Source organism: Streptomyces sp. NPDC059788, assembly GCF_042732265.1.
In the GTDB taxonomy this organism is placed as follows: Bacteria; Actinomycetota; Actinomycetes; order Streptomycetales; family Streptomycetaceae; genus Streptomyces.
In genome coordinates, this window is sequence record NZ_JBHWHY010000011.1 from 151,377 (window position 1) to 170,140 (window position 18,764).

The 18,764-nt window shown below is 70.9% G+C and carries 19 protein-coding genes; 12 read left to right on the top strand and 7 right to left on the bottom strand.

Annotated elements, in window-relative coordinates:
• Window positions 1–16 precede the first annotated feature (16 nt).
• The 6 genes from mycP (at window position 17) to ACFV57_RS12560 (ending at window position 6,418) form a co-directional block, all read left to right on the top strand.
• Window positions 17–1,156: a type VII secretion-associated serine protease mycosin gene (gene mycP / locus ACFV57_RS12535; RefSeq protein WP_385229387.1), complete on the top strand. Its 1,140-nt coding sequence runs from the start codon at window positions 17–19 to the stop codon at window positions 1,154–1,156.
• A complete protein-coding gene (locus tag ACFV57_RS12540; protein ID WP_385229390.1) occupies window positions 1,156–1,485 on the top strand; it encodes a hypothetical protein in 330 nt (109 codons plus the stop codon). The genes mycP and ACFV57_RS12540 overlap by 1 nt, the downstream gene beginning before the upstream one ends.
• Before the next feature lie 2 nt (window positions 1,486–1,487).
• A complete protein-coding gene (locus ACFV57_RS12545; protein WP_385229393.1) occupies window positions 1,488–2,975 on the top strand; it encodes a WXG100 family type VII secretion target in 1,488 nt (495 codons plus the stop codon).
• A gap of 90 nt (window positions 2,976–3,065) precedes the next feature.
• Entirely contained in the window at window positions 3,066–4,355 is a 1,290-nt protein-coding gene (locus ACFV57_RS12550; protein WP_385229396.1) for a S8 family serine peptidase, read from the top strand.
• Window positions 4,356–4,921: 566 nt separating this feature from the next.
• Window positions 4,922–5,263 carry a WXG100 family type VII secretion target gene (locus ACFV57_RS12555; protein ID WP_385229399.1) on the top strand — a complete coding sequence of 114 codons (342 nt, stop codon included), beginning with the start codon at window positions 4,922–4,924 and terminating at the stop codon, window positions 5,261–5,263.
• A 42-nt stretch (window positions 5,264–5,305) separates the two neighbouring features.
• The gene (locus ACFV57_RS12560; RefSeq protein ID WP_385229402.1) at window positions 5,306–6,418 is read left to right on the top strand and encodes a PE-PGRS family protein; all 1,113 of its coding nucleotides are present in this window, start codon (window positions 5,306–5,308) and stop codon (window positions 6,416–6,418) included.
• Between the two features lie 414 nt (window positions 6,419–6,832).
• On the opposite strand, the gene ACFV57_RS12565 is transcribed toward ACFV57_RS12560, so the two are convergent.
• The 3 genes from ACFV57_RS12565 to ACFV57_RS12575 all read right to left on the bottom strand — a co-directional run bounded on the left by ACFV57_RS12565 (window position 6,833) and on the right by ACFV57_RS12575 (window position 8,995).
• Window positions 6,833–7,825 carry a PE-PGRS family protein gene (locus tag ACFV57_RS12565; RefSeq protein ID WP_385229405.1) on the bottom strand — a complete coding sequence of 331 codons (993 nt, stop codon included), beginning with the start codon at window positions 7,823–7,825 and terminating at the stop codon, window positions 6,833–6,835.
• A gap of 297 nt (window positions 7,826–8,122) precedes the next feature.
• Window positions 8,123–8,452: a WXG100 family type VII secretion target gene (locus tag ACFV57_RS12570; protein ID WP_385229409.1), complete on the bottom strand. Its 330-nt coding sequence runs from the start codon at window positions 8,450–8,452 to the stop codon at window positions 8,123–8,125.
• A gap of 348 nt (window positions 8,453–8,800) precedes the next feature.
• Window positions 8,801–8,995, bottom strand: coding sequence for a hypothetical protein (locus ACFV57_RS12575; protein WP_385229412.1), 195 nt, complete (start codon window positions 8,993–8,995; stop codon window positions 8,801–8,803).
• A 12-nt stretch (window positions 8,996–9,007) separates the two neighbouring features.
• On the opposite strand from ACFV57_RS12575, the gene ACFV57_RS12580 reads away from it, so the two are divergent.
• From ACFV57_RS12580 to ACFV57_RS12595, 4 genes are all read left to right on the top strand, one after another.
• Complete coding sequence (locus ACFV57_RS12580) at window positions 9,008–9,607, top strand: hypothetical protein (protein WP_385229415.1); 600 nt, start codon at window positions 9,008–9,010, stop codon at window positions 9,605–9,607.
• Entirely contained in the window at window positions 9,607–10,263 is a 657-nt protein-coding gene (locus ACFV57_RS12585; protein WP_385229418.1) for a hypothetical protein, read from the top strand. Before ACFV57_RS12580 ends, ACFV57_RS12585 begins: the two co-directional genes overlap by 1 nt.
• 155 nt (window positions 10,264–10,418) lie before the next feature.
• Window positions 10,419–11,057, top strand: a complete 639-nt coding sequence (locus ACFV57_RS12590) for a hypothetical protein (protein ID WP_385229421.1) — start codon at window positions 10,419–10,421, stop codon at window positions 11,055–11,057.
• Window positions 11,058–11,245: 188 nt separating this feature from the next.
• The gene (locus tag ACFV57_RS12595; RefSeq protein ID WP_385229424.1) at window positions 11,246–11,545 is read left to right on the top strand and encodes a hypothetical protein; all 300 of its coding nucleotides are present in this window, start codon (window positions 11,246–11,248) and stop codon (window positions 11,543–11,545) included.
• A gap of 97 nt (window positions 11,546–11,642) precedes the next feature.
• Here the strand turns inward: ACFV57_RS12595 and ACFV57_RS12600 are convergent, their stop codons facing one another.
• The 4 genes from ACFV57_RS12600 to ACFV57_RS12615 form a co-directional block, all read right to left on the bottom strand.
• Window positions 11,643–12,326, bottom strand: a complete 684-nt coding sequence (locus tag ACFV57_RS12600; protein WP_385229427.1) for a hypothetical protein — start codon at window positions 12,324–12,326, stop codon at window positions 11,643–11,645.
• A gap of 92 nt (window positions 12,327–12,418) precedes the next feature.
• A complete protein-coding gene (locus ACFV57_RS12605) occupies window positions 12,419–14,650 on the bottom strand; it encodes an ATP-binding protein (protein WP_385229430.1) in 2,232 nt (743 codons plus the stop codon).
• A 342-nt stretch (window positions 14,651–14,992) separates the two neighbouring features.
• Window positions 14,993–16,351 carry a hypothetical protein gene (locus ACFV57_RS12610; protein ID WP_385229433.1) on the bottom strand — a complete coding sequence of 453 codons (1,359 nt, stop codon included), beginning with the start codon at window positions 16,349–16,351 and terminating at the stop codon, window positions 14,993–14,995.
• 496 nt (window positions 16,352–16,847) lie between these two features.
• Window positions 16,848–17,276: a hypothetical protein gene (locus ACFV57_RS12615; protein ID WP_385229436.1), complete on the bottom strand. Its 429-nt coding sequence runs from the start codon at window positions 17,274–17,276 to the stop codon at window positions 16,848–16,850.
• A gap of 271 nt (window positions 17,277–17,547) precedes the next feature.
• On the opposite strand from ACFV57_RS12615, the gene ACFV57_RS12620 reads away from it, so the two are divergent.
• Window positions 17,548–17,856: a hypothetical protein gene (locus ACFV57_RS12620; protein WP_385229439.1), complete on the top strand. Its 309-nt coding sequence runs from the start codon at window positions 17,548–17,550 to the stop codon at window positions 17,854–17,856.
• The gene (locus ACFV57_RS12625) at window positions 17,853–18,734 is read left to right on the top strand and encodes a WXG100 family type VII secretion target (protein WP_385229442.1); all 882 of its coding nucleotides are present in this window, start codon (window positions 17,853–17,855) and stop codon (window positions 18,732–18,734) included. The genes ACFV57_RS12620 and ACFV57_RS12625 overlap by 4 nt, the downstream gene beginning before the upstream one ends.
• Window positions 18,735–18,764: the final 30 nt, after the last annotated feature.

The window sequence follows — 18,764 nt, forward strand, 5'->3', positions numbered from 1 at the left end:
GATCGCGGACCCGAACGTGCCCCTGAACAGCGGCCAGTGCACGTTCGGCACCGACGACATCAAAGAGACCCCGTGGTCGCTGCAACGCCTGCTCACCAAGCAGATGTGGGCCTACGGCCAGGGCGAGGGCATCAAGATCGCCGTCATCGACACCGGCGTCGACGCGGGCAACGAACAGCTGCGCGGCGCGATCAGCGGCGGCAAGAGCTACGTGGACAAGGGCAAACCCACCGAGGACCAGGTCGGTCACGGCACGAAGGTCGCCGGCATCATCGCCGCCCGCCCCAAGAGCGGCTCCGGCTTCTACGGCCTCGCCCCGAAGGCGCAGATCCTGCCCTTCCAGCAGACCGACAAGGAAAAGGGCGGCACCGCCGCCAGCCTCGCCAAGGCCATCGACGACGCGGTCGCCGCGGGCGCCGACATCATCAACATCTCCCAGGGCACCAACGCGAACCCCGCGCTCCTGGGCGGCCTGCGCGCCGCCGTCACCAAGGCCGAGGCCCAAAACGTCCTGATCGTCGCCTCCGCGGGCAACGGCGGCGCGAGCGGCGCCGAGCAGAGCATGTACCCCGCCGCCTTCGAGAACTCCAACGTCCTCGCCGTCGCCGCCTCCGACCGCAACAACGAGCGTGCCCCCTTCTCCCAGGCCGGCCCCTTCGTCGACATCGCCGCCCCCGGCGTGGACATGGTCTCCACCGTCCCCAACGGCGGCAACTGCGTCGACCAGGGCACCAGCTTCGCCGCCCCGTACGCGGCCGGCGCCGCGGCCCTCCTCATCGGCCGCAACAAGGCCGAACACCAGGAGTGGAAGCCGCGCGAGATCATCTGGCACCTGGAGAAGACCGCCGAGCGCGTCCGCAAGAACCGGGACCACAACATCGGCTGGGGCGTCGTCGACCCCGTAGCGGCCCTCAACGACAAGACCAAGCCGACCGGCGAACCGAAACCGGACTCCGACGCCAACGCGGCCGACACCGGCGCCAACATCCAGCCGGCCGCCCTGACCATCGGCGAATCCCCCGAGGAACGCCAGTCACGCATCGCCATCTACATCATCGGCGGCGGCGCCCTCGCCGTCGCCACGGTCGTCGGCACCTCGATCGCGTTGCGCGATTGGCGCCGTAAGAACACCTTGAACACACGGGGAGGACATTAATGGGCAGCAACGACGAGTATTACGTCGATCTCGAAGCGTTGGACACCGTGGGGCGCAAGCTCAACGGCGTGCTCAGGGCCATGACGGAGGCCAAGAGCAAGGCGGGACACAGCACGTACCTTCCGGCCGGAACCCTGGGCAACGGCTTCAGGGAGGAAGAGGAGCTGCGCCGGGCGCACGACGAGATGAAGGCGTTCATGGACGACGAGATTCTGAAGAAGCTCGCCGATCTCGTCGACGATCTGAGCCAGAAGACGGCCAAGACGAAGGACGCGTACCACGACCGTGAATACGACGTGCACAACGCGCTGAACCCCGGGGGTAAGTGACCATGTCGGCAAGCAACGGCGGTGTCTCCACCGACAAGGGCTGCTTCTACGCCAAGCACGAGACCAAGTTCTTCGAGCGCAACATGCAGGAACTCAAGGCGATGGTGGCCCACGCCGACCCCGGCAAGGTCAAGGAAGTCGCCGCGAACTGGAAGTGGATCCACGACACCCTCGTGGGCGAGGACGGGCGCGGCGGCCTCCGGAAGGAATTCGACGACGCCGTCAAGGAAGTCCTCGAACACTGGGGCGGCAAGGCCGCCGAAGGATTCCGGCAGCGCGCCGACAAGATCAGCCAGAACATCGGCAACTCGGCGCCGTACGCGTCCAACATGCGACACGTCATGGACGGTGTCGGTCACACGCTGAGTGAGTACAAGAAGAAGATCGACGAAATGCAGATGCCCACAGACGCGGAGAGCAACCGCGATGCCGTGGGCAACTACGCACTGAAGGTGGTCACGTTCGGCGCCAAGGGCGGACGCGACGACTCGAAGGCGATCCACGAACTCCAGCAGGGCAAGGACACCACGGACGTCCTCAACGGCAACTCGGGAGAGCTGTCGGAGGGCAAGGAACGCCAGCTCCAGACCGCCATCATGATGGAATACCTGGGCTCGTCGTACCGGTCCAACGCACTGGCCATGGGGAAGCCGCCGCGGGGTGGTGGACGGGACACCGAGGTGCCGGAACGAGGCGACACGCCTCCGCCGCCTCCCTTCGTCCCCCTGCCCGACGGAGTGGTCAACCGGCCCAAGCCGTCCACTCCGAAGGGTTCCCTCCCCTCCACCCCGAAGGGGCCGGGTTACACGTCGCCCGGTGGCCTGGAGGCACCCCGCCAGCGGGGCATCTCCGGTGGTGTCGGCAGCACGATCCCGCCGAAGGCCTCGACCGTTCCGCATGTGGGAACCGGCCTCGACGGCTTCTCCGGCGGTCCCGGCGGCGGGGGCCTCAATACCGGTGGCGGCACCGGAGGCCTCAACGGCGGGGGAAGCCTGAACGGCACCCCGGGCGGCGGCCATGTCAGCGGAGGCAACTCCGGAGCGACGGGAATGCCCGGTGGTGGCGGCATGGCCGGCGGCACCATGGCCGGCCGTTCGGGTACGGGCGGGAGCGCCGGTGGCGCCGGTGCGCGTAGTGGACGCGCGGGTATGCCCGGCATGGGCGGCGGTGCCGGCGGCGGTGCCGGAGCCAAGGGCGCCGCCGCCGGGCGAGGGGGAGCCCTGGCCCGGCAGAAGGGCGGCGTCATCGGAAGCACCGGCGGCAAGTCCGGAACCGGCGGGCAAGGCGGTTCCGGACTGCACCGTAGCCGCGGTGGTACGCAGTCGGGCGCGGGCGGCGGGCGTCGCCCGATGGGCATGGCCGGGGCCCCCGGAGCGCACGGCGGCAAGGGCGACGACAAGGGCCGGAACGGGGAGCGCCCCGACTACCTTGTGGAAGACGAGGAGACCTGGACGCCGGAGCGTAATGTGGCGCCGAAGGTCATCGAGTAGGGCCGCTCTGGCCCAGTAGCCGGCGGAACCAAGACGGGGCCCGCAGTCCTCGGGCTGTGGGCCCCGTCCTGCACAGGAGAGGTGTACGGCATGAGCTTCACGCGGACGCTGCGTGCGGTGAGCGGCGCGGCGGTGGTGGGAGCGCTGCTCTTCGGCACTGCGCCGGCTGCTTCAGCAGACCAGATTCGTAACGACCAATGGGCGCTTCGCTCCCTTGATGCCGAAAAGGCATGGAAGCAGTCCACCGGTAAAGGTGTCACCGTCGCTGTCATCGACAGCGGCGTGAACGGGGACCACCCCGACCTGAAGGGGAATGTTCTCCCCGGGAAAAACTTCTCGACCGGGGACCCCGCAGACCGGGAGACCAAGAACAATCACGGAACCTCGATGGCTTCGGTGATCGCCGGACATGGCCATGGTCCCGGGAACGCACAGGGCGTGATGGGGCTCGCCCCTGGTGCCAAGATTCTGCCGGTCAAGCACTCGGACTCCGAAGGTGACACGTACGACTCCACCTTTGCCGAACCCTTGCGTTACGCCGTTGACCAAGGGGCGAAAGTCGTCAACATGTCGATCGGTGGCGTCGGCGACGTGACGGACGCCGACAAGTCAGCCATCGCGTACGCGGTGCAGCACGACGTCTTGTTGGTGGCCAGTTCGGGAAACTCAGGATCGGCGAACCCTAATTACCCGGCCGCGTCGCCGGGGGTACTCGCAGTAGGTGCCGTAGGGGAGGGCCAGAAGATCTGGAAGGATTCCAATTACGGTCCGCACCTTCTCCTCACCGCGCCGGGCGAGGTCATCCGCTCCGCGGCCGCCACCAAGCCTTACCGGCTGGCGAGCGGCACTTCGGACGCAGCGGCCTATGTATCCGGGGCGGCTGCCCTGGTCCGCGCCAAATTCCCCGACCTGACGGCTGGACAGGTCGCTAATCGCCTGGTCAAGACTGCTCAGATGCCCTCGGGAGTTTCTGCCGGGGAGGGGCCGGACGCCCACTACGGATATGGGGTCGTCCGCCCGTATGAGGCGTTGACGGAAAACATCCCGGCCGGCTCGAAGAACGGTCCGCTCAAGGCGGCAGAGGCCCAGGGGCAGGAGCAGCCTCCCGCGGGCAACGCCAACGGGGACGGCTGGCAGGAGGACGACAACAGCAACACGAAGGCCGCCATCGGAATTGCGGCCTTCTCGCTCATCGTCCTGGTGATCATCGGCATCATCGTGGCCGTCGTGGTGAGGAAAAAGAAGAAGCGTAACGGCCCGCCCCCCGGCGGAGGCTTCGGCGGTCCTGGTGGTCCGGGTTACTACCCGCCGCAGCAGCCCGGCCCCTACCACCAGTCCGGTGCTCCTGGCGGCTACCCGCAAGTTCCTCCCAACCAGTAGTAGACGTGTGAGTTTTGAGCGGGGCCCTACAGGCAATCTGCAGGGCCCCGTACTTGTACCGGTTAGGGAGGGCTCGTATTACGGCCCGCACCATCTGCCTCCTCGTCCCTGGGCTGTCGAAGACGGCACGGCGATCAACTCCGGTGGTCGCAACAACCGAGCCTCTGCGGTTCAGAAGCGTCATCGGCGCGTGTGCGGTTCGCTCGGATGAGTGGTGACTGATGTAGGTGTGGGTGTGTTCTGGTTTCTTTCGGTTTTGGGGCTGAGAGTGACTCGTTTTGTGGATTGAGGTTCGAGGTGGGCTTTGTTTCGGTGCGGGAAGTGGCTCGGGGGATTCGGGGCCGTGGAGGCGGAGTGCGGTGCGGTAAAGGTTTCTTCTGATTGTCCGTACGGGGTGGTGCGGGGGGTGTTGGTCTGGTGCGCGGGGGTGGTGGGGGCGGTTGGGGTGGTGGTTCGGGCGTTTGCTGCTTGTGGTGTGGGCGTGGAAGGCTCGCGGCGCCGAAATGAGGCGGGCGTGGAGTTCGCCATCCCTGTTGCTGTTTGATTGTTCGAGTGGGGGCTGTGTGATGGGTGCGGCATTTGATGTCGATTGCGCGGAGATCCGGCGTCAAGGGTGGGAGTTTTCCGCTATCGGGGTGGAGTTCGGGGTGGCGTCGAAACGGTTGCAGGACACGTTGAAGGGGTTGGGGGAGCCGTGGCGAGGAGCTGAATTCGCGGACGTGTTCGCGATGGTTTATGAGCCGGTCCGGGACGGCATGTTCAAGTCCATGGAATCGCTCGGAAAGCGGATGGAGGGGATGGGGGAGAACCTGCAGGAGATGGCGAGGATGTACGAAACCGCCGAGCGGGAAGGGGCGGAGCTCGTCGGGCAGGTTGCGCGTTCGCATCCCTCCCCTTGGGGGCTGTGATGGGGACTGCGATGAGGGCGAGCGCTCGGGGAGGGGGCGGCTGTGGCGCTGACGCTGCCCGGTGAAGTCGTATGGGTGCTCGACCTGCTCGGTTACGCCTGGCCCGAGGCCGACGAGGACAAGCTCATGGAGTGCGGGCAGGCCTGGCTGCAGTTCGCGGCCCAGGTCGGGCGGACCGACGGGCGGGGCGGATCGGCCGTACGGGAAGTCGCCGCCGTCAATGCGGGCGAGGCGGTGGACCGCTTCACGGGGGAGTGGGGCGAATTCTCGGGTGGGCCGGGTTCGTATCTGGCCGATGCACAGATCGCGGCCAATGTCATCGGCCTCGCTTTCGAGGTGGCGGCGGCCGCCGTGTTCGCGGCCAAGGCCGAAGTCATCGTGCAGCTCGTCATCCTGGCCGTCGAACTCATCGCGGCACAGGCCGCCGCACCTTTCACGTTCGGACTTTCGGAGGTGGGCGCGCTCGGGGTTACTCAGGCCACCCGCATCTTGGTGCGGCGGCTCCTGGACACGCTGCGGAAGGAAGTCGTCGAGGCGGTCACCAAGGCGGTCGCGGAAGCCGCGGAGAAGGGGGTGAAGGAGATCGCCTCGGACTTCGTGAAGAACCAGGCCAAGGACTTCGCGAAAGACTATGCGCGCAAGGCGGTCAGGGACATCGTCGTCGATCCCGCCAGGGAAAAGGCCACGGAGATCGTGACCGGGGCGGGACAAGGCGTTGTCCAGCAGGGCATCGAAAGCCACTTCGGTGCCCGCGCCGGCGTCGATTTCGGGGACACGGTGCGTGGGGCAAAGGAGGAGTTCGGGAAGCAGTTCGGCGTGATCGAGGGCGGGGAATTCAAGGCCGGCGAGTACGTCGTCGGCGCGCCGAGTGGTCCGGGGGAGAGGGAGGGGGGATTGGCGGGTCTGCTCGACCCCACGACTCATCGTGAGCGCTTACTCGACGGGGCGACCGAGGCGGGGAACAACCTCGCGGCGGCGAAGGTGCGGGCGGGGATTCAGCGCGGGAGGGGAGGAGTGGGGGAGGCGGAGAGGGCGGAAGGGAGCGGGAGCGGGAGTGTGACTGGGAGCGAGGGCGATGGTGGGGATAGCGGACGTGGGGGTGGTGGAGTTGGTGGAGGGGCGGTTGCTGAGGATGTTCGTAGCGTTTTTGGCTGAGGGAGACGGTGTGATTTTTTTGAGCTGAGCCTGCGTCCCGCTGCTCGCGCCGCGCCGCGCCGCGCCGTGCCGCGCGAGTCAACGTCGCGCCGCCCCGCCTCACCACGCATCGCCTTCGTACCGCCCCGCCTCACGCCCCGCGGGGCGTGAGGCCCCACGTTGCCCCGCACCGTGCCGATGCACATCGCCGGTACGCACCGCCCCGTACCGCGCCCCCGTCCGGCGCCCCATGCCCCGCGCCTCGTGCGTGCCCCGTGGCCCCACGACCCGTGCCCCATCCCCGCGCCCCACGCACCGTGCTCCGTGGCCCCATGCCCGCGCCCCACGCTCCGTGGCCCCGTGGCCCCGTGGCCCCACGCCCCACAACCCCATGGCGCAGGACCGCCGCACCCGATCCGCTTCATCCGACCCGCTTCACCCGAACACGGCCCGTACCGAATCCCCCGCACCGTCGGTGACGCCCTGGTGGCGGGTGGCTGCGCCGCCGGTGCGGTTGTCGGCGTGTTTCTGGGCCGCGGTGAGGCCGCGGTTGGTCAGGTCTTCCCTGGCGTGGTCGACGTAGGTCTGGGGGTCGGCGAGGCTCTGGGCGCCTTCCTTCAGGCCGTCGACGTATTCGCCGCCCTTTTCCTTGCCGATGTCGGCGGTTTCGCCCCAGTCCATACCGTCACGGGCGCCGAAGTGGTTTTCGATGCCCTGCTGGGCGACGTTCTGCCCCATTTCCGTGGCGGCTTCGGTGGCCTTCGCCTTGCCCTCTTCGACGACCTTGTCCTTGACGGTCTCCTTGACCGTGTCCTTGACCGTCTTCTTGGCGTAGTCCGTCGCCAGCTGCCGGGCCTCCTTGGACACCGCCTTCTTCGCCAGCTTCTTGATGGCGTCCATTGTGGCGTGTTCCATGGCCTTGGTGACGGCCTGGACGACCTCTTGTTTGATCTTGTTCAGAATCTCGCGGACGGCGACGCGGGTGAGTTGCGTCGCGCCCGCCGCGCCCGCTTCGGAGAGGCCGAATGTGAAGGGGGCCGCCGCCTGGGCGGCGATGAGTTCGACCGCGAGGATGACGAGCTGGGCGATGATCGCGATCTTGCCGGTGAGTACCGCGATGGCCGCCGCGTCGAAAGCCAACGCGATGGTTTCGGCGGCGATCTGGGCGTCGCGCAGATAGTGGTCGGAACCGGAGCTGCCGGAGAAGGCGCCCCATTCCTTGTTGAATCCGTCGACCGCTTCGCCCGTATTGGCCCCGACCACCTCATTCGCCGCCGACGTGCCGTGCGAGGACGCCTGCTCGACCTGCGCGGCGAAGTTCCGCCAGGTTTCGGCGCACTTGAAGAGCGCGTCCTCGTCGGCCTCCGGCCAGTCGTACCCGAGGAGCCCGAGGACCCAGGCGACCTCGCTCGGCAGCGTCAGTGACACAGTGATCGTCCCCCGTGCGGTTGCAGCCGTGTGCGTGCGGCTGGAGCGTTCTCGTTCTTGATGTGGCTGGGGCTGGAGGTGCGGGCGGGGCGCCGGGGTGGTGAGGCGGTGCGCGCCCTGGTGTGTGTCGGTGAATCGATTCGTACGGGGCCGAAGGGCGCCCGCGCCGCGTGACCGGACGCCTGGCCGGACACATGGACGGCCGTACGGTCTGACGCGCGGGCGGCCGTACGGTCTGGTGCGCGGGCGGTTGTACGGCTTGACGAGCGGGCAGCCGCGCGGTCCGGCGGGTGCCGCTCAGATGGCGGGGCGCTGGACCGAGCTGACGACGTGTACGCCCTGTTCGTCGGATGCCGTGTAGGTACGGGCCATGCCCTGGAGTTTGTCGCCGATGTCTTCGAGGCGTTCGCCCAGCGAATCCATGGATTCGAACATGCCGTCGCGTATCGGGGTGTAGATGACGTCGAAGGCCGCGCCGAAGTCGGCGTCCTCCCAAGGCTTCCCGAGGGCGTGCAGATCGTCCTTGAGTTTCTTGGCCGCCTTGCCGAACTCCGTGCCGATGCTCACGAACGCGTGCCCCTGCGTGCGCAGCACGTCAGGATCTACGTCGAATGCCTTGTCCGTCACCTTGACCCCCGTCATTGCCCTGCCATTCGCGCTTGGCGCGTTTCCCTCTCGACACGTCCAGCGCGACCACTTTATGTGCTCTTAACGCAGGCATGTCAAGGCGGGTCGTCGGGTGCGGGCGGCGGCTGGCCGACGGGGGACCTCGCGGGGGACAGTGGCGTCGAAAGTGGGGACAACAGGGCGCTTGTGGCGCGCTGTTGAGAGGTGCTGACGCGGGGAATGCGATCGAATGCGGCTCGAATTCGGGGGGATTGACCGTGCTGAGGTGCGGGTGGCGGACGGAATGCGGTGCGGGAGGGGAGTGGTGCGGACGGGGAAAGAGGTGGTTAAGTTCCGGTACCTGCTCGGTCAAGCGGCCGCGAGCCTCAGTGGCACGTGACCGATGTCGCGCGCCTCGATGGCGTGTGCCTCGGCGGTGCGCGCCCCGGTGGTGCGCGTCTCGACGGTCTGTGCCTCGGCGGCGCGCGCCCCGGTGGCGTACGCGCATGGCGCCCGCGCCTGTCCGTACGACTGTGAGCAGGCCGGCACTGTCCTCCACAGCAACGCGGTCCCTCCATGCCTACGCAGTCCTTCATACGCACGTGGTCCCCGGCCCGGTTGACGGCCTCGGCCGGCAGGATCGTCGGCGCCGGACTCGTCCTCGCCGGGCTGTTCTTCGGCGGGCTGACCGCCAAGGACATGGGCTACGCCAACGGCCACAAAGGCGAGACGGGCACGCTCACCGTCCAGGAGTGCCGTACCCACTTCGACCGTGTCGGCTCCTCCCGCCACCGGCACGCGCGGCCCGTCGACACGTGCACCGGCACCTTCCGCGCCGACCGGGACGGCGCCACCGTCGAGGACGCGACGGTCGAGACCGGGGCCAAGTTCGAGCCGGGCAAGCAGCTGGCGGTGCAGAAGACGGACTACAAGTTCGTCATGATCGACGAGCAGTGGATCTGGCGGAGCCTGGCGATCGTCTGCGTTTCGGTGTGCGCGATCGTTGCGGGCCTGTTCTGCCTGCTCACCGGATTCGGCACCCGCCGCGGTCCGGGGCTGCGGGCGGCCTGGGGCCGGATGCCCGGCGGCACCGTGGTCCGCGCCGTGCTGGCCGGGGTCGGCGGCCTGGCCGCGCTCGGTGCCGCTGCGGCGCTGCTCGTCGACGGGATCGTCTGATGCCGCCGCCGACGGGGCGCCGTACCCCGCTCGCGGCACTGCGCTCCACGGGGCGGGCGCTCGGGGCGGTGACCAGCCGCCGCAACGCCGCCCGGTACGTGGTGGGGCGGGCCGCCGGCCTCGTCCTGGTGGTGCTGGGGGTGATGGTCTGCGTGATCTCCGTGAAGGGGGCGGCGCTCGCTGCCGGGTACACAGGCACGCGCGGCACGTACACCGTCGAGGCGTGTCATGAGCGCTACCCGTCCGGTGCCGACGGCCGTCACACGGGCCGGACGGTCAGCTGCACGGGGTCCTTTCGGGCAGACCTCGACGGCGACGGTGACGGCGCTGTCAATCCGTTCGGCACGTTCCACCCCGACACGGTGTACCCGCCGGGCACCCGGGTCCCCGTACAGAGCGGCGACGGCGGAACGTATGTGGCCGCCGGCTGGGAGCAGGCGTGGGGCGATGTCGCCGGGGTGTTCGTGGCGCTGCCGATGCTCGCGGCGGGCGCGTTCTGCCTGCTGACCGGCTTCGGTGCCCGTTGGGGCCGGTCGTTCGGCGACAGCTGGGACGGGCTGCCCGGCGGGCCGGTGCTGCGCCCGCTGCTGCTGTCCGTCACCGGGGTGGGCATCCTTGGTGCAGCCGTCTTTGTCTTTTTGCAGCATTACGGGTGACGCCGGAGACCGCCTGGCCGGCCGGGCGGGTGCGTCCGGGCCGTAGGCTCGGCACATCGCGGAAGTCCGTACGTCCCGCACGCGCGACATGCCCCATGTCGTGCGCGCATCGCTTGTCCCGCACCTTCGCACGCCCCTGGAAAGGATCGCTGACCATGGCAGCACAGTCGGAACACACCAGGTCAGGCGCGTCCCATGCATCCAGTGCGGGCGACGTGCCGGGTGTGGAGGACGGCGTGAAGCGTGGCCTGGGGCGGCTGATCGGGGTGGGCGTCCTGCTGGCCGGCCTCATGCTGATCGCGATCGGTGTCTACGTGGGCCCGTACTCGGTGTGGGTGGACGGCAGCCCCGGCAAGATCACAGTGGAGGCGTGCGCCACGGACTACCACTACGCGAACAAGCAGCACTCGGGTAACCGCACGCGTGACATCCAGTGCTACGGCACCTTCCGGTCGGACGACGGCAGGACGAAGGACCTGAACGCCAGCGTCGACTCCTGGCACAAGTTCAAGGAAGGCGACCTGATCGAGGTCCGTCAGGTCGGCCGCTCCAGCTATGTGCAGCACAGCTGGAACCGGCTGGCCAACGGGGTGCTGTGCCTCTGCGGCGGGCTGGTCGTCCTCGTCCTGGGCGTGCTCTGCACCGTGACCGGCTACCGCTTCCGGGGCGCCCCGTCTTTCGACGACGCATGGCGCTCGGTCGGTCCCGGCGTGTTGCGGACGGTCATGGTGGGCGTGATGGCCGCGGGGCTGATCGGCGCGGTGCTGTCCGGCGCGGTGCTGTTCTTCACGTAGCGGAGGCGGAGGCGGAAGCGGAGGCCTGCGGGGCGTGGAGCGGGGCGGGCACGGTGCCTGGCGCACGGAGCCGCGCGGGGCCGGCCTGTCGTACGGTGCCCGGCCTGGCGCACGCTCCCCGGCCGGGGAGTTCGGGATGCGAACGCGGTCGTACGGTGCCGAACAGCCGTCCCGTACCATTCCCGCTCATGGACGCACCCGCCGACGAACAGCCCGTGCCCGCACGCCGCGTAAAGCTGACGCCTCGTCAGGCCCGGCGGGTACGGATCGTTCTGGCCTCCGTGCTGATGGCCGCGCTGGCGGTCGTGCTCGTGGTCCGTCTCGCGAGCCGTACGTCGGTCCTGGTCGTGGGGGTGTACGGCGCCGCGCTGGTTCTCTGCGGGGTCGTGATCGAGCTGAGCCGGCACGGGCGTACCCGGCTGGGCACCTGGCTGCTGGGCATCGGGCTGGCGGCGGCCCTCGCCGCGGACTGGCTGCTGCTGCCCTGACCGGAGGCCGCCAGGCCCGGCAGGCCGCGAGGGGGCCGCGACAGGCCCCAGGGGCCGCCGATGGGCCGCGAGAGGCCGAGAGGGGCCGTCGGAACGGTCAGAACAGTCCGCGCCGCATCTGTTCGACGATCAGGGGCCGCCAGTTCTTGTCGCTGTTCAGTGGCCACCCGTCGCTGCGGACATGGTCCGCCGGGCCGGCGAGCGTCCCCTCGGCGAGCCGCTTGCCGAGCTCCACGTCCCGTACGGGCTCTGCCCGCTCCACGCTGTCGGGTGGCGGAACCGTGAGCCGGTGCGGCCGGGGCTGCGGCTGCTCCGCGAGCTGGTGCATCCTCTCGACTGCCGGAGCAGCCCGGCGACATTCTGGGCGCGTTCCTCGGGGCGGGCCGTAGCCTTCGGTGCGGGAGAAGCGGGCGTTGGAGAAGGCGCGGATGACGAAGTGGCCGGTGCAGCTGCCGGGCAGCGGTGCCGGGCGAAGGCGGGTGTGGACCGCGCTCACGTCCTCGCCGCGCACGCCGGTGCGCCACAGCTCGTCGGCGAGCTGGTCCTCGGCCGGGGCAGGTCGGGCGCCGACACCCGTACGAGGCTGGTCTCCGTGCCGCTGGGCGGGGCGTTGTACGTGGCGACGGCGGCGTTGCCGGGGCTGGTGACTGGCGGCTCCGGGGGGCGCCGACGCCGCGCCGCCGCCCGCGCCGTCGGCGGCGTACCGGTACATCCGTACGACCTCCTCGACCGGTACGGATGGCCAGACCGTCCGCCACCAGCGCGGTCGACGACGCCGCACGCGTCGCGCACCTCGGGCGACGGCCGTCGTCAGCCGGTCGCCGGGTCGGCCTCGGGTGGCGGGGCCGCCCGGACCACCCAGCCGAGATCGAACTACTCCATGCCGATCCGGCGCGCCTGAGCCGGTACGGAGGTGTCGGACGCGGCGGCCTGCGGCGCGTCCGTGGTGGCGGGAGCCGGTGCGGGGGCGGTGGCCGCGGGGGCGGGCAGCGGGATCTGCAGCGCCTTGACGCCGCGCGCCGTGGCGACGACGAGGACACCGTCGGGTGAGAGGTCGGCGCCGGTGAAGGGGGTGTCGCCGATGAGGGTGGCCACAGCCTCCTCGCGCTGCCGGTCCCACACCCGGAGGTGGTCCGCGCCCCGGCTCAGCGCGAGCGGGGACGCTGCCCGTATGCCCTCCGAGGGCCGCAGGACCCGCGCCGGATCGGCGTCCACCTGCCCCGGGCTCAGCAACGGGTGGACGAGCACGGCGGAGTCGCCCGTACCGCTGTCGTCGGCGGCGACCGTACGGGAGCCAGGGGTGCCTTCGGGGACGACGAAGACAGCTACTGGCAGCGCGGCGGAGGTCATCGCCCCCGCGCCGTCCGCCTGCCCGCTGCCCGCCTGATCGCCGTCCGCGAGGGCCGCGTCCGCGGGGGACGGGGCCTGCGGCAGGCTGCCGACCGTCACGCCGGTGACCCCGGGCAGCGGCACGCTCCACAGGGTGCGCCACGGCAGGCCGAGGCCGAGCGCGTGCAGCGCCTCCGCGTACGGTCCGAGGCCGTCCTCGACGAAGGCCGTCTCCAGGAGCGCCGCGCGCAACACCACGGGCGCCTGGGTCCGGGTGAGCAGCGGGGCCGTCCGCAGGTACGTACGGGCGGGCGCGCCCAAGGACTCGTACGGCACGGTCTCGACCGCCGTGCGCAGCGTCACCGGGTCCGCGTGTGCGAACAGGGCCGGGTCGGTGAGCAGTTGCGGAAGCAGGCCGGCGTCGAGGGTGTGCGCGGCGAGATGATCGCGGACATACGGGTCGGCCAGGGACCAGTCCTGCTGCGGCACGGCCTCCAGCAGGGCCATGGCGATCCGCGTCTGCGTGTCGCGCGGGTCGGCCAGTCCGGCACGTATCTCGTCGGCGAGGGCGGGGTGCACGAGGCGCAGCAGCGTCCGTCCGCTCCCGGCGGCGGCCTCCGCGGCCGGTGGTGCGACGACCTCACCGTCCGACTCGGCCGCGCTCTGCGCCTCCTGTGCCGTGCCCTCCGCTGTGTCCCGGGCCTCCACGGCCTCCGGCGCCGCGACTGATTCGACGAACGGCCCCGCCAGCAGCATCCCGTCCGCGATGTCCTGGCTCAGGTCGCGTCCGGCGACGGCGGTCGCCAGCGGCCCCCACAGGGCGTGGGGCAGCCCGTCCCCCTCGGCGAGCGCCAGCGGCGCCAGCATCATCCGCAGTGTCTGCGGATCGGCGCCCAGCCGCCGTGCGTGCCAGTCCAGAGCCTCACCCGCACCGGCCGGCAGCTGCGCCGTGTCGGCCGGGTCGAAGCCCTCCGGCCGCATGAGGACGCACTGCACGGCGAGTTGCGCGGTCAGGCGGCTGCCCCCGGCGCGCTCCGCGACGGCCTCGGCGAGTGCCCGGCGTGCCGCGGGGGCGGTTGTGTACGGCAGTGCCGGGGCCCCGGCACCCGGGTCGAGCGACGTCTCCACCTGGAGGACCAGCCCCTCGGGGTCGGCCCAGCGCGGCTCGTCGAGATCGATGATCTGCCCCTGGCCGGCCGGCAGCGACTCGATCACCTGGGCGGCCAGCGCACGCGGTACATCGGCGAGCAGCTGGACCCTCCCGGACTCCGCGAGCGGCTTCAGCGCGTCCCGCACCAGGCGAGCGGGCTCGTCGGCGGCCCGGACCGGGCCGGCCCGGTCGACGTCCGGGACGACGACCGTCACCGGATCGTCGGCCGCGGCGAGTTCGGGGACGATGTCCGCCGTGCGGGTGGCGCTCAGGCCGTAGTGGTCGGCGATGGTCCACAGGAACTGGCCGGTGGTGATGCCCCTGGGGTCCGGCACGGCGGGCGAGGGCAGGTCGGGCGGCACGGTGGTCGGGTCCAGGTCGTCCAGCGGCAGGCGCTTGCGGTATTCCGGGTCGCACAGCATGAGGAAGCCGGCCACCAGGCGCGAACGACCGCTGCCGGGGCTACCGGTGATCACGATGACCCGGGGCGCGCCGGGCCACTGCATGCGCCATGCGGCGAGTACGCGCAGGACGGCGGTGCGGCCGCCGATGGCGGGGTGGGGCGCGTACCCCTCCCTACCGCTGTGCTCCTCGTCCGAGGCGTTCCTGAATTCCTCGTCCCCCATGAATCCTTCGCCCTCCACCGTCGTGGATCGCCGCGTGTGCGTGCCGGCCGGCTGCCGCGCCGATCGTCCCGTTCCCGATGGGCGCTCCGCGCGCGCCGTCCGCGCGCTCCGCGCCGCTCGTGCTGTCAGAGCTTCCCGTGCTCCGTTCCGCTTCCCCTGCTCCGTTCCTCGGCTCGCGCTATGTTCCTCGACGCGAACCGAAACCTTGACGCGGCCCGATACCTCGACGCGAACCAACACCTCGGCCCGAACCCGTTCCTCGGCCCGAACCCCGTACCTCGACTCGGGCCGATCCTACGATCCGGCACTGACACCGGCACCGTCGCGCCGCCGAGACCCAGGTCAGCCCGTGGGCGGCGGTCCGAAGCCGCCCTGCGGTGGCGGATACCCGCCGGGCGCCGGAGCGCCGCCAGGACCCGGTTGGCCACCGGGCGTCTGGAACCCACCCGGCGGCGAGTACGACGGCCCTTGGTGCCCAGTCGGCCCCTGGTGCCCCGGCGGCCCCTGGTGCCCCGGCGCCCCCTGATAACCGCCGGGCATCGGAGCGCCCGGCATCGGAGCGCCCGGCATCGGCATCGGCCCCGGCCCGCCGGCCGCCCCATACGCGGGCGCCCCCATGGGCCCCGGCAGGCCAGGCGCCCCGGGCACCCCGTACGCGGGCACCCCGTACGCGGGACCCCCGTACCCAGGCACCCCCGGCCCCGGCATCGCCGGCATCCCGGGCACCCCCGGCTGGACCGGCACCCCGCGCCGCCCCATCAGGACCAGCAGCGCGATCGAACCGACCAGCTCGACCAGTGTCTGCGCCCGGCTCAGCAGCGCGCCTCCCGGCGCGACGTCGCCCAGCTCGAAGAGCGTCCCGGTACGGAGATAGGCGCACATGCCCAGAAGGGCGGCCGGCAGCAGCGTCAGCGCCAGTCCGAGGGCGAAGCCGCGGGCGGAGACCCGGCGGGTGGCGGCCAGCAGCGCGCCGACCGCGGACAGCGGCAGGAAGGTCAGCCAGGCCCAGCCGGGCGCCAGGGCCAGGAGGCCCACGAGCAGACCGCGGCCGGTGAACAGGACGTCCAGCGGCACTCCGTATCCGCTGCCGAGGCTCTGCACCAGCATGTAGCAGATCCAGCACACCCAGAGGAGCGTGAGCACGCCCAGCACGATCGCGGACACGGGGCCCGCCGGGCCCGCGGGGCGCGTCGGCGGCGTTCCGGGCGCCGTGCCGGGACGTGGCCAGGTCCGGATGCCGGCCGGGAGCACGACGGCGGCGACGAGGGCCAGCGGCACCAGCAGCCCGGCGGAGAGGAAGACCGCCAGGAGGACCGAGTCGTCGCTGTGGTTCAGGCCGGGGAACCAGCGGTTGGTCGAGGTGTGGTTGCCGGTGCTGACGATGGCCTGTACACGCGTGGAGAACGTCAGCGCCGTCGCCACCGCGAGCAGGCCGCCCGCCGCCCGCCGCCCGGCGAACGCGGCTCCCACGGCCGCGCCTTGGACCAGGGCCAGGCCCAGCTCGTACGGAGTCGTGGCCGGATAGGCGGCCGCCGGAACGCCACCGGAACCGGAGGAGCCGGCCGAACCGGAAGCGCCGGAAGTGCCGCCGGAGCCGGGTGACACGCCGCCGGTCCACAAATCCCACAGAAAGCCGGGACCGGCCGTCACAAGATCATGGCCCAGCCAGTACAGGGTGTGCAGGAGGAAAAGCAGGCACAAGGTACCCGCCGTGATCCGCGCGCCCTTACCGAGCACCCGAATTTGTGGCATTTTGCTCCGCTCTCTCCCGCGTGCGCTTCTCCGGCACGCGACCGCGCACGATTGCAACGCCGATCGAGATCCATCAGGGACCGGCAAGTGCCACCGAGAAGCGGCCGCAAACCGGCGAATGCGATCAAACGCCGGTCGGGAGCGCGGGCGAGCGGGAGAACGTGATATCGAATGAAGTCCGAAAGGTACGGAAGGCGTCGTGAGGGCGCCGGCGGCGAAGGCGGCCGAAGGCCCCGGCCGATCCGAATCCCGTACCGCAACGACAAGATAAGCCCCGACCGTGGACACCGGCGTGACACCGGCCAAGGGCGCCGGGCACGGGCGCCGGGCACGGGCGCCGGGCGCGCGCCGGTCATGGACACCGGCCGCGGGCACCGGCCGCGGGCGCCGGACACGAACAAGGGCCGGGCTTCGGGCCCGGTGGTGAAAAACCGGGCCCGCAGGCTCAGTTCCGGTGGCTCGTGCCGCCCCGGCCGCCCCGCCGCGGCCCCGTCACGATGGCGCCCGAGGGCCCGTCGCGCTCGGCGCGCTCCTGGTCCTCCTTCGCTTCCTGCTCCTTCTGCCACTTCGCGAACTGCTCGCGGGAGGCCTCCCGCTCGGCCTGCGTCTGGTTCTCCGCGGCCCGCCGCATCTCCTGCATACGGTCCCCGATGGCGCCCATGTACTCCTCGGACTGGATGGCGTCCTTCATGCCGATCCGCCCGGAGAGCACCTCCTTGGCCATCTCCTGGAGCTTCCCGCCGACATTGGGGTTGCCGGCCAGTGTCTGCAGGGCCTTGCGCAGCCGGTGCGCCTGCTCGGGGTCCTGGGCTACGTCCATCAGATCCTCGTCCTGGATCTGCCGCTCATTGCCCATGCCACTCATACCGCTCATGTCTTCTGCCCCCTGTGAACTCGGTGGTACAGCAACCGCGAGAGCTGCACCGGCGTCATGAGTCTAATGACGGATCCGAACGACTCGTCAAGGAGGGTTGTTGGCATTGCGGGATATAGGTCCCTTTTCCCTCCCCGTGATGCCCTCCCGCCGCTTCGTGCGCGGCGGTCGGCCGCTATCCGGGTGTGCTAGACCTGGGGCCTTGTCCGGCAGTCCGCCGCGCTTTCGAGCCGCGACATTCGGGCCGCGCCAATCAATTCGGGGAGAAAAGATGTCAGACGAGGTCCGGATCAGTACCGAGGAGCTGCACAAGCTCGGTACCAAGTTCGAGATATCCGCGGACGACCTGGGCCGGCAGCTGACCGCATTCAGACGGCGCGGTGACGCCGAGGCGCTGCGCGACGGGTTCGGTTCCCGCGAGGCGGCCGCGCCGTACCTGGAGGTGTACGAGCAGGCGGAGCGCGCGCTGGAACAGCTGCGGGAGCGGCTGGCCGAGGTCGCCGGCGGCATCAGGGAGACCGCCGTGTCGACGGACGCGGCGGAGGAAGAGCTCGTCAAGACGATCCGGGGTGTCCAGTGAGCGAGCAGCGCAACCCCCAGACCCTGCACGAGGCGGCGGCCGGCTGGCGGGACATGGGCAGGCATCTGGACGGCCTCGTGCGGGACCTGGACCGGCACGTGGGCAAGGCGGCGGCCGCCAACTGGCACGGCCCCGCGGGCGAGGCGTTCGCGGCGGAGTGGCACCGCCTCAAGCGGTCCGTCGACGAGACGCTGCCCGCCTTCGAACTGGCCGCCGCCGATCTGGAGAACGCCGCCTCCCAGGGAGCCACCCAGGACGCCTCCCAGGACAAGGGAGCGCACGCGGGCGCGGGCTCCGGCGCGCACGACTCCGCCTCGGCCGGTTCCCAGGGCGACGGCGCGCAGTCTTCCGGTACGCAGACCGCGTACGGCTTCATGGCCCTGGGCCAGCTCGCCACGTCGCTCGGCGGCGTCTTCCGCGGCAAGGGCGGCAAGGGCGGCCAGGGGCAGCGGCCCCCGCTGACCGCGCAGTGGGCGACCTCCGGCGCGCCTCAGGGGCCCGACCCCTTCGGGCCGCCACAGACCGGTGATCCGAAGCGCGCGCGGGGCGGCGCGGGGGTGGCCGGGGGCGTACGTACGGGGGAGTCCGCGGCCGCCGACGGGGGCACCCCCGGGGCCACGCCGACGACGACGGCCGAACCGGCCGGGTCCGCGGCGCCGACCGACCCGGCGGCTCCGGGCGCCTCCAAAGCCCCGCGGGAGGCGCCCAACGGGATGGCAGCGGCGGATCGGAAGACGGACGCCCCGCAGTCCGCCCCCGGAGGCGACGCCGACAAACAGCCCGCCTCCGACAAACAGCCCGCCTCCGGCAAACAGCCCGCCGCCGACAACAAGGCCGCCAAGGACCCCGACGTCCGCCGCCACGGCGCCTTCGGCTGAGCCCGGCGCCTCGTCACACGGCCCGTAGAG